Consider the following 15,398-nt stretch of genomic DNA (forward strand, 5'->3'; position numbering starts at 1 on the left):
ACGTCCCTTGTTGATTTTGATCTTTTTTGTGCTGCGGCGATGTCCCGGCTTGGCAGGCGGGCCCGGAGGATGTTTGCTGTAGCCAGCCCTAGGAGACCTGCCATGACCGAGCCAGTGCCACCCATTACCGCGCCGCAAAGCCGGGCCGGCCGGGCCCTGGTCGGCTGGTCGATTTCCGGCCTCGCCGAAGCGACCAATGTGCCGGCCAGCGAAATCGAGCGTTTTGAAGCTGAAACGCTGCGACCCGACGCCAATTGCCAGCGCGCCATCCGCGCCGCGCTGGAGGAGGCTGGCGTGGTCTTCCTGCCCGAGCAGGACGGGGTGGGCGCGGGGGTGCGCCTCAAATTCCCGCGCCAGACCGTCAAGCGCATCCAGACCTGGGAAGGCGAGGGCGGCACAACCGGCGAAGACGACATCGCCTGACCTCTCTATAGCGAAAGCCTGCAATGCCCCTTTCCCAACGGACCCTCGAGCAGGGCTGGACCCTGACCTGCGCCCGGCCGCGCGGCGCGCCGGCTTTGCCGGACACTATTCCGGCGACAATGCCGGGCACGGTGCATACCGACCTGCTGGCGGCGCGGCTGATCGCCGACCCCTATCTCGACCTCAACGAGATAACCGTCGATTGGGTGGGGCGCTGCGACTGGCGCTATGAACTGGAATTCGAGTGGCAGGACGATGGTGCCGATCATGTCGAGCTGGTCTGTCCCGGGCTCGATACCTTTGCGCAGATCGTGCTCAACGGCGCGATAGTGGGGGAAACGGCCAATATGAACCGGGAATACCGGTTCGATGTCCGCGGGCTGCTGCGGGCAGGGGCCAATACGCTGACGATCCTGTTCGAATCGGCCTGGACACGGGGCGAGGCGCTGGCGGCACAATATGAGCCGCGACCCAACAACTATCCCGGCCCGGCCAACCTGATGCGCAAGATGGCCTGCAATTTCGGCTGGGACTGGGGTCCGACGCTGGTCACGGCAGGCATCTGGAAGCCGATCCGGCTGGAAAGCTGGAGCAGGGCGCGCATTGCCAGCGTTCGCCCCGAGGTGACGCTGGAGGGTGCGGATGGTCGCGTGCGGGCGCATGTTGATGTGGAGGGCGGCGCGGGTTTGCGCCTACGGGCCAGTGTGGCCGGGATAGTCAAAGAATTGCCGGTGGGTGCGGTGCTTGATCTTGTCGTGCCCAGTCCCGCTTTGTGGTGGCCGCATGGGCTGGGCAGCCAGCCGCTATATGAGCTGGTGGTGGACCTGTTGGATGAAGCGGGCGCCGTAACCGATTCCTGGCGCAGGAAAATCGGCTTTCGCTCGCTGCGGCTCGATACGGCGCAGGACGATAAGGGTACCGCCTTCACCTTCGTCATCAATGACACCGAGGTCTATATCTGCGGCGCCAACTGGATCCCGGACGATTGCTTCCTGCCGCGGGTGACGCCGGAGCGCTACGCCACCCGCATCGCGCAAGCCAAAGCCGCCAATATCAACATGCTGCGCGTCTGGGGCGGCGGTATCTACGAGACCGAGGCGTTCTACGAAGCCTGCGACGCGGCGGGCATGCTGGTCTGGCAGGACTTTTTGTTCGCCTGCGCCGCCTATCCGGAAGAAGGTGACCTGCCCGATGAGATCGAGGCCGAGGCACGGGACAATATCGTGCGGCTCATGCCGTATCCGTCGCTGGTGCTGTGGAACGGCAATAACGAGAATATCTGGGGCTGGTTCGACTGGGGCTGGCAGGACGTGCTGGAGGGACGGAGCTGGGGGCTCGGCTATTATCTCGACCTGCTGCCACGCCTGGTGGCGGAGCTCGATCCGACAAGGCCTTATTGGGCGGGGAGCCCCTATTCCGGGTCGATGGATATCCATCCCAATGATCCCGCGCATGGCTGTTCGCATGTCTGGGACGTGTGGAACGAGGTCGGCTACGAGCATTATGCCGACAGCGTGCCGCGCTTCTGCTCCGAATTCGGCTGGCAGGCGCCGCCGACTTGGGCGACGCTGAGCCAATCGGTGCATGACCAGCCGATGACGCCGACCTCGCCGGGTGTGTGGCATCACCAGAAGGCGACATCAGGTAATGACAAGCTGCTGCGCGGGCTGGATGGGCACCTGCCGGCGCCTGGCAATATGGATGACTGGCACTATGCCACCCAGCTCAACCAGGCGCGCGCCATCCGTTTCGGCGTGGAGCATTGGCGCAGTCATCGCGGCACCAATATGGGCGCTATCGTCTGGCAGTTGAACGATTGCTGGCCGGTGACCTCATGGGCCGCCGTGGATGGCTATGGCCGGCGCAAGCCGCTCTGGTATGCGCTGCGCGCCGCCTATCATCCGCATCTGCTGACGATCCAGCCTCGTGGGGAAAGGCTGCATGTCTTTGCGGTCAACGAGCGGACCTTGTTCTGGCGTGGGCCGGTGACGGTGAAGCGGGTGCGTTTCGATGGCACGGTGCTGGCGGAATGGACGCATTGGCGGCTGTGTGCCGACCGGCTGGATATCGCCGCGCTGGCCATCCCGGACGACGTGGCAAAGCCTCATAATCCGCGTGATGAAATGCTGGTGGCGACCATGCATGACAGCGTGGCGCAGTATTATTTCAACGAGGATGTTGACCTCGACCTGCCGGAGGCGCGGGCGGATATCGTCGTGGCGCGAGATGGCGGGGACTGGCTGGTGACGGTGACGGCGCGGAGCCTGCTGAAGGATCTGTGCCTGTTTGTGGACCGTATCCACCCCGATGCCAGCGTGGATGAGATGCTGGTGACGCTGCTGCCGGGGGAGAGCAGGGTGTTTCGGGTGAGTTGTGCTGTGGAGCTGGATGCGGGGATGCTGGGAGCGAGCCCGGTGTTTCGCTGTGCCAATCAGTTGGTGAGATAGCGCGCCACCGCCACCGGCCGTCACCCTCGGGCTTGACCCGAGGGGGTTACACATGCCGAACGCGCCGTAAGTGCAGAGCCCTCGGGTCAAGCCCGAGGGTGACGATCGGTGGGTGGGACAGGTGAAGCGCTTAGCACCCCTATCGCCTTCAGCGCGGGCCGCAGCCGGCCTTCATTCGCCGCCAGTAAGCGTTCCGCGCCATCGACGCTATCCGCCCCGGCCGCCAGCAATATCGCCGTCTTCACCGCGCCGCCGGCCTGTTCCAGCGCGGCGGCGGCCTGGTCTTCCGACACCTGGCTTACGGCCATGACAATGCGTCTCGCGCGGCCGCGCAGTTTCATGTTGTCGGCGATCAAGCTGACCATATAGCCGTCATGCACATGGCCGAGATGGATGGCCATCATGGTAGAGAGCATGTTGAGGGCGATCTTCTGCGCGGTGCCGGCGCCCATGCGGGTCGAGCCGGCAATCACTTCGGGCGGTGTCGGCAGGCAGATGGCGACGTCGACGCGATCGAATAGCGGCGCGCCGCTATTATTGCTGATGCCGATGGTTTTGGCGCCCGCAGCGCGAGCTGCCTCGACGGCGGCCATGGGATAGGGCGTGTAACCGCTGGCGGTGAGGGCGATGACGCAATCGCCCGGGCTGACCTGGACCGCCGCGATTTCGGCGCGGGCCGCATCGGCATCGTCTTCCGGGCCGCCCACCATGTCGATGAGGCCGGCAACGCCACCGGCCAGCAGGACCTCGATACGATCGCGGGCCAGGCCATAGGTGCCGGGCAGTTCGAGTGCATCGGCCAGCGCCATCAGCCCGGAACTGCCGGCCGCGACATAGACCAGCCTTCCGCCACAAGTGAGGCAATCGGCGGCCAGTTGCGCCGCCCTGGCGATATCGGGCACAGCCTGCTGTACCGCTGCGGCGGCCTCGGCCTGCGCGGCCGCGAGAATCGCCAGCGCCTCCTGCGGGGGCAGGGTATCGAAGCCCCTGGCGCGGGCATGCGTCATCTCGGTTCGGGTTGCGCTCATACCGGTCTCCAGTCGCCGCAATAATGCCAAAAAAATACCACTTGTCTATATGACGGCCGGAATCGGGTTGCTCAACCAGGGATTTGCCCACCAAAACCCCAATTGCACCAGAGCCATGCCCCGATTGTGCAGAAACGTGATTTGGGGCTTGGTAAATGGTATTTTATTGGTATCATATTGCCGGGAGGATGGGCGACTGGTCAAACGACGGATTTTTAGTGATATGCAACGCGATGACGGGCGCCACAAGGCGAGGGGGGAAGAGTGACCGACGTGTCGAACAGTTTCTTTGCCGACGGCCCTGTCGTGCTGCCCTCCGGCGGCCCGCTCTATCTGCAGCTCAAGCGCTGGATCGAGGATGCCATCCATAGCGGCGCCATCAATCCCGGCGACGCGCTGCCCTCCGAACGCGATCTGGCCACCAAGGTGGATGTCTCGCGCGTAACCGTGCGCAAGGCCGTGCTGCAGCTGGTCAAGGATGGCGTGCTGGTGCAGCGCCACGGCTCGGGCACTTTCGTGGCGCCGCAGACGCAGCGCGTCGAGCAGTCGCTGTCGCAACTCACCTCCTTCACCGAGGATATGGCGCGGCGCGGCATGGCGGTGCGGGCCGAATGGCTCGATCGTGGACTCTATCTGCCGTCGCCGGAAGAAACCGTGATTCTGGGACTTAGCTCGGGCGAGCAGGTGGCGCGCATTTCGCGCCTGCGGCTCACAGGCGATACGCCGCTGGCTATCGAGCGGGCGAGCCTGTCGTCGCGCATCTTGCCCGACCCGGCGGGTATTGGTGACAGCCTCTACAAGCATCTCGATAAATCGGGCAATCGACCCATCCGCGCCATTCAGCGCATCCGGGCCGCCAACCTGGCCGATGAGGATGCCCATCTGCTGCAGGTGCCGGCCGGCTCGGCCGGGCTCAATATCGAGCGTACCTCCTACCTCGCCTCCGGGCGGGTCATCGAATTCACCCGCTCCATCTATCGGGGCGATACCTATGATTTCGTCGCCGAACTGCGGATTGGCGACTAGTCCGGCAATGGAGGCGGGAAGACGTGAGCACTGAGACCTATATGCGCCAGGAAGTGGAGGCCATTCCCGGCGTCGTTGCCAATTTCCTCGACCAGTCCGGTTCGGTACTTGATGCCGCCGCTGCGGCTTTGCGCGAGCGCGACCCGGCTTTGGTCGCCACGGTTGCCCGCGGTTCGTCCGATCACGCCTGTTCCTATCTCAAATATGCCATCGAGCTGACGCTCGGCCTACCGGTCGCCTCCATCGGGCCGTCAATTGCCTCGATCTATGGCAAGGATCTCAAGCTCGGCCGCGCTGCCACCATTGCCATTTCGCAATCGGGCAAGAGCCCCGATATTGTCGGCATGACGCAGTCGGCCCGCCGCTCGGGCGCCGCGACCATTGCCATCACCAATACGGCGGGCTCACCTTTGGCCGAGGCCTCCGATTTCACCATCGACTTGCATGCGGGGCCGGAAAAGTCGGTTGCGGCCACCAAGACCTTCGTGACTTCGGTCGTGGCAGGGCTGTCGCTCATCGCCCGCTGGAGCGGCGATACCGCGCTCGATGCCGCCGTCAATGCGCTGCCCGAATCCCTGGGCCAGGCCGTGGCCTGCGACTGGTCCGAGCTGGTCGGCGCGCTGGACGGACATAATGCGCTTTATGTGCTGGGGCGCGGGCCGGGCTTCGCCATCGCCAATGAGGCGGCGCTGAAATTCAAGGAAACCTGCAATATCCAGGCCGAATCCTATAGCGCGGCCGAAGTGATGCATGGGCCGGTGGCCATCGTCACGCCGGGCTATCCGGTGCTGGGGCTGGCGGCGCGCGACGCGGCCGAGGCCTCCGTGGCCGACATGGCGCACAAGCTGGCCGGGCAGGGGGCTCTCGCCTTCCTCACCAGCGACCGGCCCGGCGCGGCGAAGGCCTTGCCCTTCGCTGCCACCGGCCACCCGATCACCGACCCGCTGGCGCTGATCGTTTCCTTCTATGGTTTCGTCGAAACGCTGTCGCGCCATCGCGGGCTCAATCCCGATGTGCCGCCGGCCCTCAAGAAAGTGACGGAAACGGTATGAGCGACCTGCTTGCCATTAGCGGTGCCCGCATTTTCGACGGGCACCATTGGCATGATGACGCCGCGCTGCTGGTGGAATTTGGCCATGTTGCGGGAATTGCGGATGCGGTTCCGGCCAATGCCGAGCGAGTGCGGCTCGACGGTGGCATGCTCGTGCCCGGCTTTATCGACCTGCAGGTCAATGGCGGCGGCGGCGTGCTGTTCAACAACGATCCGTCAGTGGACGCCATCCGCACCATCTGCGCCGCCCATGCGCAATTCGGTACCACGGCGCTGCTGCCGACGCTGATCACCGATACCGTGCCGGTCAATATCGCCGCCATGGCCGCCGGCAAGACGGCGGCGGAGCAGGGCGTGCCCGGCTTTATCGGCCTGCATCTGGAGGGGCCGCATCTCTCGCTCGCCCGCAAGGGGACGCATGACCCTGCGCTGATCCGGCCGATGGACAGCGAGGATCTGGCGCGACTCGTCGCGGCGCGGGCCGGCCTGCCCAACCTGCTCTGCACGGTAGCGGCCGAGACCGTGACGCAAGATCAGGTCGCTGTCCTGGCCGATGCGGGGATCATCGTCAGCATCGGCCATTCCGATGCCGATGCCGCCACAACAGGCGCTGCCTTTGCCGCCGGCGCCAGCATGGCGACGCATCTGTTCAATGCCATGAGCCAGCTGGGCAATCGCGAACCCGGCGTGGTCGGCGCGGTGCTGACCGGCGACGGCGTTTCCGCCGGGCTGATTGCCGACGGCATCCATGTCCATCCGGACGCGATCCGCATTGCCTTGCGTGCCAAATCCGGGCCGGGCCGCATCTTCCTTGTTACCGACGCCATGTCGCAGACCGGCACCGATATCAAGACGCTGACGCTCAATGGCCGCACGATTACGCGCGCCGACGGCGCCCTGCGCCTGGCCGACGGCACGCTGGCCGGCGCCGATCTCGACATGATCGACGCGGTGGAATTCATGCATAGCCGCATCGGCCTCCCCTTCGAGGAGGCGGTGCGCATGGCCTCGCTCTATCCGGCCGAGGCCATGGGCATCGAAGGCGAATTCGGCCATTTGCGCCCGGGCGCTGTCGCGAGCTTCGTGCACCTGTCGGACGAGCGGAAGGTGCGCGCGACGTGGATCGGTGGTGCGGAAGTGTTTCGCGCCTGACTAGCCCCGCCCGATATAGGGCATGGTGGTCGCCATGACAGTCATGAACTGCACATTGGCCGAGAGCGGCAGGCCGGCCATGTAGAGCAGTGCGTCGACGACATGGCGCAGATCGAAGGTCGGCTCCGGCATGATTGTGCCATTGGCCTGCAGCGAGCCGGCATTCATGTGGCTGGTCATGTCGGTGGCCGCGTTGCCGATATCGATCTGTCCGCAGGCAATATTGAAGGCGCGGCCATCGAGCGAGATCGCCTTGGTCAGCCCGGTAATGGCGTGCTTGGTCGCCGTATAGGAGGCGGCGCCCGGCCTGGGCACATAGGCCGAGATCGAGCCATTGTTGATGATGCGCCCGCCCTGGGGGTTCTGGTCGCGCATGGCGCGGAACGCTTCGCGCGCCACATAGAAGGCGCCGTTGAGATTGGTATCGACCATTTCCCGCCAGGTGACGACATCGAGATCGCCGAAGGAAACAGCCGGTGCGAAGCGGCCTGCATTATTGAACACCAGGTCGACCCGGCCATAGCGCTCTTTGACCCCGGCGAAGAAATGCGCCACCGCCGTCGGGTCGGTCACGTCGCATTCGGCCCAATACCCCTTGGTCTCGACCGCCACGGTTTGCAGCGCGTCGGCCCGCCGCCCGCAAATGGCGACATCGTATCCCGCCGCGGCCAGGCCCAGCGCCGCGGCCTTGCCGATGCCCGAACTTCCCCCAGTGATGACGGCAACCTTCTTCTGGCTTTGCATGTTCGCTCCCAATTGTGGCGAGGCGGAATCGCCGCCTCCGGCTTTTCGAATTTCCGGCATGATTCCGCCGCATCCTCGCTGCGTCTATGGCAGGCGCATTGCTGGACGCCGGGCCGAATATAACGCCGTCGGCGCGCTTGCGCGCTGTAACATGCCCGCAAAACGGGCGGATTTTAACGCTTCCTTCAGCCGGGTTAACAGTCGGTTTCCGTCTGTGTGCTGAATCTGCAACATCCGGTTCCCAACCATGTTGCGCGGCGGCAAAACGGCTTTTGCGCGATTGCGTCATTTTTCGTCATGCGTAGAGTGGGCCTTGCGAATCCATGCATGGGATCGTTTGTCGGTCGCAGCGCGACGGCAACACACTGCACCACGAATAGTGTGGTCGCGTTTCGACAAACCTGCCGGGAAACCGGTACCAAGAATGACTGACTTTGGAGGTCAACTAATGAAACTCAAGAGCCTTATCCTCGGTTCTGTTGCTGCTGCCGGTCTCTCGACCGCCGGCTTCGCTGCCGATCTGGGCGTTCTCACCTCGCTCGACGTCTGCGACGAACTGGGCCTGTCGGGCCTGACCATCTCGTCCGACACCAACTGCCTGCAGATCTCGGGCGCCGTGAACTACACCTTCGAATGGGGTAACTTCAACGGCGGCGGCCATGTCATTGCCAACACCCCGTTTGCCGGCGCACCGAACACCGACGGTGTCGTTTCCGTCGACACCCCCAGCAACCTCGTTGGCGTGTCCAATCAGGATTGGGACTCCAAGGTTGAGACCCTGCTGAAGTTCGTCGGCACCGCTTCGAGCGATTTCGGCCCGGCTTCGGTCGTGATCAACCTGCGCCAGCGTGACTACCAGCGCGCTCGTGATGCCATCGGCGTCGTGAACGGCGATGCGCATCCGCTCCGCGCCCAGGACGCCTATGTCCAGGTCGGCGACACCACCATCCTCAGCGCTGGTAAGAAGGGTTCGATCTTCAACGAAGGCGATGACGAGCCGTTCAACTTCACCGGTCTGTTCATGTCCAAGGATGCTGACGTCGGCGTCTGGGAAGGCCCGGTTCGTAAGGGTGGTCATGTCATCCAGCTCGAATCCAGCTTCGGCGAAGGCCTGGTCGGTAAGATCGGTCTTGAAGCTCTCGACCGTACCGACAACGAAGCTGGCAGCCTGATCGGCGTGCTGCAGTATGCCGGCGAAGGCATCACTGCTCACATCAGCGGTTCCGTTGGTGGCCTGCTCGACGGCGTTCAGACCGTTGGCGATACCTATGCCGTGCATGCTGGCGTGACCAGCACGTTCGACGCCTTCAAGCTCCGTGCAGCCCTGGCCGCTGGCGGCGGCTACAACCCGGCCGGCAACTGGTCCTACTGGAACGGCCTGGTTTCGGGCGAAGCCAAGTTCGACATGTTCAAGGTTGCTCTGTCGGCTGAAGCTGCTGGTGGCACCGCCGTTGGCGGCGCTGCTCTCGACACCGACTTCGGCTTCGGCGGTTCGTTCGGCGCCACGGTTACCGATGGCATCGAAATCAACATCGGCGGCCGTTACTTCAACGACGGCACTGCCGGCGTGGGCGATGGCTACCAGGTTGCTGCTCAGTTGATCGCTTCGCTGACCGAAACCGTCAAGCTGACCACCGAAATCGGCGTCTACGGCCATGCCGCCGACGTTGCTCCGGCTCCGGTTGCTGCTGCCTACTCCGACTTCTACGGCAAGGCCGAACTCGGCTGGACCCCTGGCGGCGGCTTCTCGTCGTCGGTTGGCGCCACCGTTCAGCAGAACGGCGCTTACAAGGTCACCTTCAAGGCCTCCAAGGCCTTCCAGTAATCCTCGGATTACGACCTGCTACGGAAAGGGCCCGGCTCACGCCGGGCCTTTCTGCTTTGGGGGAGAGTGTGGACACCCGGCCGAGGATGGGCGGTGGGGGTGGCGTATCGCCGCCCACCCTCATCGCGCGCCTAGCCCCGGACTGTCACGTCAGGCCTAACCTGAGGGCTCTGCACTGGCGGACGCCGGTAAGTATCGTGTCCTCGGGTCCAGCCCGAGGATGACGCGCAGCGGGAGTGGCGCCGCCACCGTTGCTAGCGATCGTCGGGTGGACTTGGCGTGATTCTTCGCATTTCCATGGACCTGCTGCGGACGACCTGGCATCTGCTGAAATTCGCCCACAGAAACAACCACTTACTCCCTCCATTTTCGTTCCCTCGCGCCGCGAAATGCAATAGCCTCGCCGAAATTGCGGACATTCACTGGAACGGGAATGATCAGGGACCTCATCAAGTGGGTCGTGCCGGGACTCGCCACTGTCCTGGGCGGCACGACTTTGTGTCTGGCGATGACATCGACCTATATCGCCGACGATCTGGCGGCGCGTAGCGCCACGGCTATGAGCGCAGGCGGTTACGATTGGGCTGAACTGTCGCTCGACGCGCGCGACCTGACATTGACCGGCACCACCACCGACCAGGCGCAACTGGACTCTGCCGTCACGCGGCTGGCCGGATTGGCCGGCATCCGCTCGGTCGCCACTGATGTGACGCTGGCGCCGACGGCCCGGCCTTATATATTGCACGCCGAACTGGACCAGGGCGCGATCGCACTTTCCGGCGCCGTGCCGAATGAAACCACGCGGCAACGCCTGTTGGCGCTGGCCGGGTCGGAGCAGGGCGCACTGGAACTGCGATCCGGCATGCCGGAGCGCCGGCTCTGGGTGGCCGGCGCCGAATTTGCCATCGATCGGCTGCAATATTTCGACCAGGGCGAGGCCGTCGTGTCCGACCTGACCGTCAGCCTCAACGGCAGGGCCAAATCCGAGCGCGCTTTTCGTGACCTGCTGATCGTGCTGCGCGCCGGCGCGCCGACGGGGCTGGAACTGGGCGAGGTCACCATCGCTCCGGCGCTGGTTTCGCCCTATGCGTGGAATGCCGCTTTCGATGGCAAGCGGATCGATGTTTCCGGTTACGTGCCCGATGATGCCCTGGTCGAACGCTATCGCACCGCCGAGGTGTCCGGTGCGCAGGTGGCGACCGGGCTGGCGCTCGGTTCTGGCGAACCTACTGGTTTTGCTGAGCTTTCCCAGACCCTGCTCGAACAACTGGCGCGGCTCGAATATGGTGCGGCCAGCATCACCGATGGGCAGAGCACGCTATCGGGTGCGCCGGCTACGCTCGAAATTGCCCAAGGCATCGTCGAGACGCTCGAACCATCGGGCACGATCGTGGTGCTCGAGCCGCCGCGGATCGCGGATTACTGGATGAGCGCCACGCGGCAGGCCGGGGGCGTCGTGGTGTTCGACGGCTATGCGCCCGACGAGGCCACGCGCGAAGCCTTCAGCCTGCGTGAGGGGGCCGATACCAGCTATCTCAAGCTGGGCCGCGGCGCGCCCGAGCGCTATCGGTCAGGTGCCGATTTCGGGCTCGATGCGCTCGAGAAGATGAGCGAGGGCCGCATCGCCCTGCGCGACAATGTGCTGACCATTGTCGGTACTGCCCGGTCGGGTGTGGACTATGACGCGCTGCTGGCCATGATGGCGGGTGAAGCGCCGCAGGGTCTGGTGCTGGCGCGCGCTGAAATTTCGGCGCCCCGCGCCGCCACCTGGTCCTGGTCCGTGAGCAAGGATGCTGATGGCGCTGTGGCGCTGTCAGGCCTGGTGCCCTCAGCGGCCGACGAGGCCGCCTTGCTGGCCGAAGCCGGAGAAGGCGCAACAACAGCAATGACTTACGCCTCTGGCGAGCCCAATGGCTTTGTCGCTTCGGCGGATACGGCCATCGACTTACTGCAATGGCTGCGCGACGGCACTGTGACCTATGACGGCATGGGCTGGACGGTGACGGGCACCGCCAATTCGGCCATCGACAAGGGCGCTATCGAGGCCGATTTCACCACGCGACAATTGGCGGGCGCGGGCTGGTCCATGGCGATCGCCGTGCCGCCGCCGGCAATTCCCGAAATTGCGCCCTATCTCTGGTCCGCCACGCGCACGGCTGATGGCGTCACGTTGATCGGGCATGTCCCCACGCCGAGCTTCAAGAGCTATCTGGCAGTTCATGCCGGCGATGCCGTGGTGGATTCCACCGAACTGGGCCTTGGTGCGCCGAGTGATTTCGTGGCTGCCGCGACGGCCGGGCTCGATGCGGTGCTGGGACTCGTTGAGGGCGAAGTCAGCTTCGACGGTACGGCGTGGTCGCTCAATGGGCGCGCCGAGTCCGAAGCCCAGCGCGACACGGTTCTGGCGGCGCTGGCCGCTGCGACCGACAGCAGCGGTTGGGCGATCGATATCGCCGCGCCGGCGCCTGAGCCGATTGCCACCACGCCCTATATCTGGTCGGCGACCAAGGCCGCCGACGGGGCGGTGACGCTGCGCGGCCTGGTGCCGGTGGAATCGCTGCAGCGCTTCCTCGTGGTGCGGGCAGGGGGCAATGTCAGCGATGAGACGAGCATTGATGCCACGGCGCCCGAGGGGTTTGCCGAGGACCTGCTGGCCGCGCTCGGCGCGCTGGCCGGGCTGTCCGAGGGCAGCGTGAGCTATGACGGCGCCGGCTGGACGGTAAGCGGCACGCTTGCGAATGCCGAGGCGGCAGGGGTGATCGATAGCGCTATCGCCACGGCGAAGACGCCTGTTAGGGGCTGGACGCTGGCACTGACCAGCCCGCCGGAACCCGAGCCCGTGGCCGAACAGGTCGTCGAGGCAGAACCTACCGTGGAGGCTGAACCCGCGGCTGCTGAGGCCGAAGCCGCTGTCGAATCGCAGCCTGCGCCCGCACCGGGTGTCGAGACTGTCGCGCCGGTCGAACCGCCCGCTGTTGTCGATCCGAATTACGCTTTCTCGGGGCAGCGTTCGGCCGGTGGCGAGGTGGTGCTGAGCGGTCAATTGCCGTCTGATCCGGCTCTGCGCTATTTCGCGTCGATCAGCGGCGGCGATATTGCGGCGATCAGCATTGCCGAGGGTGCGCCCGAAACCTTCCTGCCCAGCGCCGAAACCGGCCTACGGGCGCTGCTCTATCTGCTCGAAGGCCAGCTTGATTTCGCCAATGGCGCTTGGTCGCTGCGCGGCATTGCTGCCGATGACGGGGCCCGCACCGCCGTATTGGCGGCCATCGCGGCCGATCCGGGCGCGGCGGATTGGACGACGGCAATCGACCTGCCGCCTCCGCCGCCAGAACCCGAACCGGCACCACCGCCGCCGCCTGTGGCGCCGGTTCCGGTCGACATAACCGCCTGCGCAGCGCCGATTGCCGAGTTTTCGGCGCGCAATTCAATCCTGTTCCAGTCGGGCGCGGCGCTGATCGCGGCCGAGTCAGATGCGGCGCTGGATGAATTGGCGCTGGATCTGGCGGCGTGCCCCGATGCCGTGGTGCATATCGAAGGCCATACCGATGCCGATGGCGATGAAGGCCTGAACATGGCGCTTTCGGTGGCGCGCGCCGAGGCGGTTGTGGAGGCGCTGGTGACGCGCGGCGTCGCGCCGGCCCGGCTCTATGCGGTCGGCTATGGCGAAACCGCGCCCATTGCCGACAATGACACGGCGCAGGGCAAGCGGCTCAACCGGCGTATCGTGGTGAGTGTGCAGCCGGAGCATTATTGAAGCGGCGGGATATGGCGATGAACTGGACTTCGCTGCTCTATCTGCTTGAAGTTTATTGGCCTTATCTGGCGGGGGCGGGGCTGATCGGCCTCGTCGTCGGCTGGCGCAGTTTCTCGCCGCCAAAGCCGTGAGCGCGTGATGACCAACCTGGCCCATATCGCTGAAACCGCTTTGCTGCTGCTGGCGGCCTATATGCTGGGTTGCATCATCGGCTATGCCGCTCGCCGCATTCTCCATGCCGGCCGGGGTACGCGGCAGGTTACGGCCGTCGCTCCGGTTGTGGCGGAGCCGTATCGGCCGCGCAGCACGGCGGCTCGTCTCGCCGCCAGCGTCGAGGATGTGCCCGATGATGTTAAGCCGGTGGTCGCCGCCAGGCCTGTTGCAGCGCCCGAAAAGCCGGTGGTGGAAAAGCCTGCCAGCCGGCCGCGTCGCAAGACGAAATCGAGCGATTCCAGGCCTGCTACGCTGTCCGAGCCGCGCAATGGTGGTGCCGACAACTTAAAGCAGATCAAGGGAATCGGCCCGAAAATTGAAGCATCGCTTCAGGCTATGGGCATTTTCCACATCGACCAGATTGCCGGCTGGAGCAAGGCCGAGGCGGAATGGGTCGAGGGGCAATTGGCGTTCAAGGGCCGGATTCGGCGTGAGCGCTGGGTGGAGCAGGCGGCGGAACTGGGCAAGGTCAGCGTCGGCGCTTAGGGGCGGGTTTTTCTGAAATCTCCTGAAACCTCATGGTGAGCTTGTCGAACCACGAGGTTGGGTGAGTGGAGCCATGGTGCCACGCCCTCGTGGTTCGCCCTTCGACAAGCTCAGGAGGCTCACCATGAGGGCTACTGGTTGATGGTGCGCGCGGCGGCTAGGCCGCTTTTCCCAGCAATTGCGTATTGGTCTGCAGGACGAATTCGGCCACGGCTTCGATTTCTTCGCGCTGGTCGAACAGAGCCGGCGAGCCCTGGCCGGCAATGGTCAGGGCGACAGCGTCGGGGCGGCGGCGGACCATTTCGTCGAAGGTTTCGCGGCGGAGCTGGTCGGTCAGTTGTGTGCGCAGCAGCATGAGCGGGGCACAGCTCAGCGCGTCGAAGAGCGGCCATTGCGCCATCAGCACGTCATCGAAATTGATGCTGGCCAAGGCCTCGATCAACCTGATGTCATAGAGCGGGCGGGCGCGGCCGCGCTTGTCGATGAAGTGGCTGCGGCCCATCAGAGCGTCGAGCCGGTCATCGGGCAGGCCGGGATAGTCGCCGCCGAGAATGCGGTGGAAGCCCGCTTTCACCAGCTTGGCCCCACGCAGCGCCTCGACATGCGCCAGATTGCTGCGCAGCCGCACAATGCCGCGTGAATCGGTCACCGGGCCGGAATCGAGCAGCACCGTGCCGGCAACCAGCAGGGGACGGTGGGCCGCCAGCGCCATGGCGACCTGGCCGCCATGCCCCTGGCCCAGTACGATGGCGCGGCCGATGCCCAGCGCGGTTATGACCGAGGCCACGTCGTCGGCATCGGTCAATGAGCTGTAGTCGCCGGGCTTTTTCCGGTCGTCGGCGCGGCCGCGGCCCGGCAGGTCGAGCAGCACGACCGGCCAGTCGCCGCCGCCGACCCGACGGAAATAGGCCGCGAATTCGGTGAAATCGCTCATATTGCGCTGATAGCCGGGCAGGCAGACCACCGGCAGTCGCCGGCTCGACAATTGCCCCGCCACATGCACGGCGGCGCGGATGCCCGCTGCCAGTGGCACATGGGTTACGGGCAGGGGCGCGAAAGCGGGATGATCGGCGGGGACGGTGCGCGGCATGGGCGCCATTTAGGGGCAGGGGGACGATAGGCTCAAGGGGTTTTGTCGGCTGAGACAGCAATGCAGGGAGTAGCCCTCATGGTGAGCTCGTCGAACCATGGGGGCGTGGCACGATGCCTCCACTCGCTCGACCTCGTGGTTCGACAAGCTCACCAT

General features: G+C 65.0%; 11 protein-coding genes. 8 read left to right on the plus strand and 3 right to left on the minus strand.

Going from position 1 to position 15,398, the window contains the following annotated elements:
• The first annotated feature begins 102 nt into the window (after positions 1–102).
• Together FPZ08_RS03645 and FPZ08_RS03650 are read left to right on the plus strand one after the other, a co-directional pair.
• Positions 103–423, plus strand: a complete 321-nt coding sequence (locus FPZ08_RS03645) for a helix-turn-helix domain-containing protein (RefSeq protein WP_146288723.1) — start codon at positions 103–105, stop codon at positions 421–423.
• 23 nt (positions 424–446) lie between these two features.
• Positions 447–2,870 carry a glycoside hydrolase family 2 protein gene (locus FPZ08_RS03650; RefSeq protein WP_146288724.1) on the plus strand — a complete coding sequence of 808 codons (2,424 nt, stop codon included), beginning with the start codon at positions 447–449 and terminating at the stop codon, positions 2,868–2,870.
• An 86-nt stretch (positions 2,871–2,956) separates the two neighbouring features.
• Here FPZ08_RS03650 and FPZ08_RS03655 read toward each other — a convergent pair whose 3' ends face one another.
• The gene (locus FPZ08_RS03655) at positions 2,957–3,898 is read right to left on the minus strand and encodes an N-acetylmuramic acid 6-phosphate etherase (RefSeq protein WP_146288725.1); all 942 of its coding nucleotides are present in this window, start codon (positions 3,896–3,898) and stop codon (positions 2,957–2,959) included.
• 264 nt (positions 3,899–4,162) lie between these two features.
• Between FPZ08_RS03655 and FPZ08_RS03660 the strand changes: the two genes are divergently transcribed.
• Genes FPZ08_RS03660 through nagA form a run of 3 tightly spaced genes read left to right on the plus strand, consistent with a single transcriptional unit; the run spans position 4,163 to position 7,127 of the window.
• The gene (locus tag FPZ08_RS03660; RefSeq protein WP_146288726.1) at positions 4,163–4,924 is read left to right on the plus strand and encodes a GntR family transcriptional regulator; all 762 of its coding nucleotides are present in this window, start codon (positions 4,163–4,165) and stop codon (positions 4,922–4,924) included.
• A 41-nt stretch (positions 4,925–4,965) separates the two neighbouring features.
• Positions 4,966–5,976 carry an SIS domain-containing protein gene (locus FPZ08_RS03665; protein ID WP_146292923.1) on the plus strand — a complete coding sequence of 337 codons (1,011 nt, stop codon included), beginning with the start codon at positions 4,966–4,968 and terminating at the stop codon, positions 5,974–5,976.
• Positions 5,973–7,127, plus strand: a complete 1,155-nt coding sequence (nagA, locus tag FPZ08_RS03670; protein WP_146288727.1) for an N-acetylglucosamine-6-phosphate deacetylase — start codon at positions 5,973–5,975, stop codon at positions 7,125–7,127. The genes FPZ08_RS03665 and nagA overlap by 4 nt, the downstream gene beginning before the upstream one ends.
• On the opposite strand, the gene FPZ08_RS03675 is transcribed toward nagA, so the two are convergent.
• Positions 7,128–7,871 (minus strand): SDR family oxidoreductase, encoded by a 744-nt coding sequence (locus FPZ08_RS03675; protein ID WP_146288728.1) that lies wholly within the window; start codon positions 7,869–7,871, stop codon positions 7,128–7,130.
• Positions 7,872–8,319: 448 nt separating this feature from the next.
• Here FPZ08_RS03675 and FPZ08_RS03680 point away from each other — a divergent pair, with 448 nt between their 5' ends.
• From FPZ08_RS03680 to FPZ08_RS03690, 3 genes are all read left to right on the plus strand, one after another.
• Positions 8,320–9,696 carry a hypothetical protein gene (locus FPZ08_RS03680; protein ID WP_146288729.1) on the plus strand — a complete coding sequence of 459 codons (1,377 nt, stop codon included), beginning with the start codon at positions 8,320–8,322 and terminating at the stop codon, positions 9,694–9,696.
• 433 nt (positions 9,697–10,129) lie between these two features.
• Positions 10,130–13,453: an OmpA family protein gene (locus FPZ08_RS03685; RefSeq protein ID WP_146288730.1), complete on the plus strand. Its 3,324-nt coding sequence runs from the start codon at positions 10,130–10,132 to the stop codon at positions 13,451–13,453.
• 138 nt (positions 13,454–13,591) lie between these two features.
• Positions 13,592–14,152, plus strand: a complete 561-nt coding sequence (locus FPZ08_RS03690) for an NADH-quinone oxidoreductase subunit E (protein WP_146288731.1) — start codon at positions 13,592–13,594, stop codon at positions 14,150–14,152.
• Positions 14,153–14,309: 157 nt separating this feature from the next.
• Here FPZ08_RS03690 and FPZ08_RS03695 read toward each other — a convergent pair whose 3' ends face one another.
• Positions 14,310–15,242, minus strand: a complete 933-nt coding sequence (locus FPZ08_RS03695) for an alpha/beta fold hydrolase (RefSeq protein WP_186767196.1) — start codon at positions 15,240–15,242, stop codon at positions 14,310–14,312.
• Between the last annotated feature and the right edge of the window lie 156 nt (positions 15,243–15,398).

Source organism: Devosia ginsengisoli, assembly GCF_007859655.1.
GTDB lineage: Bacteria > Pseudomonadota > Alphaproteobacteria > Rhizobiales > Devosiaceae > Devosia > Devosia ginsengisoli.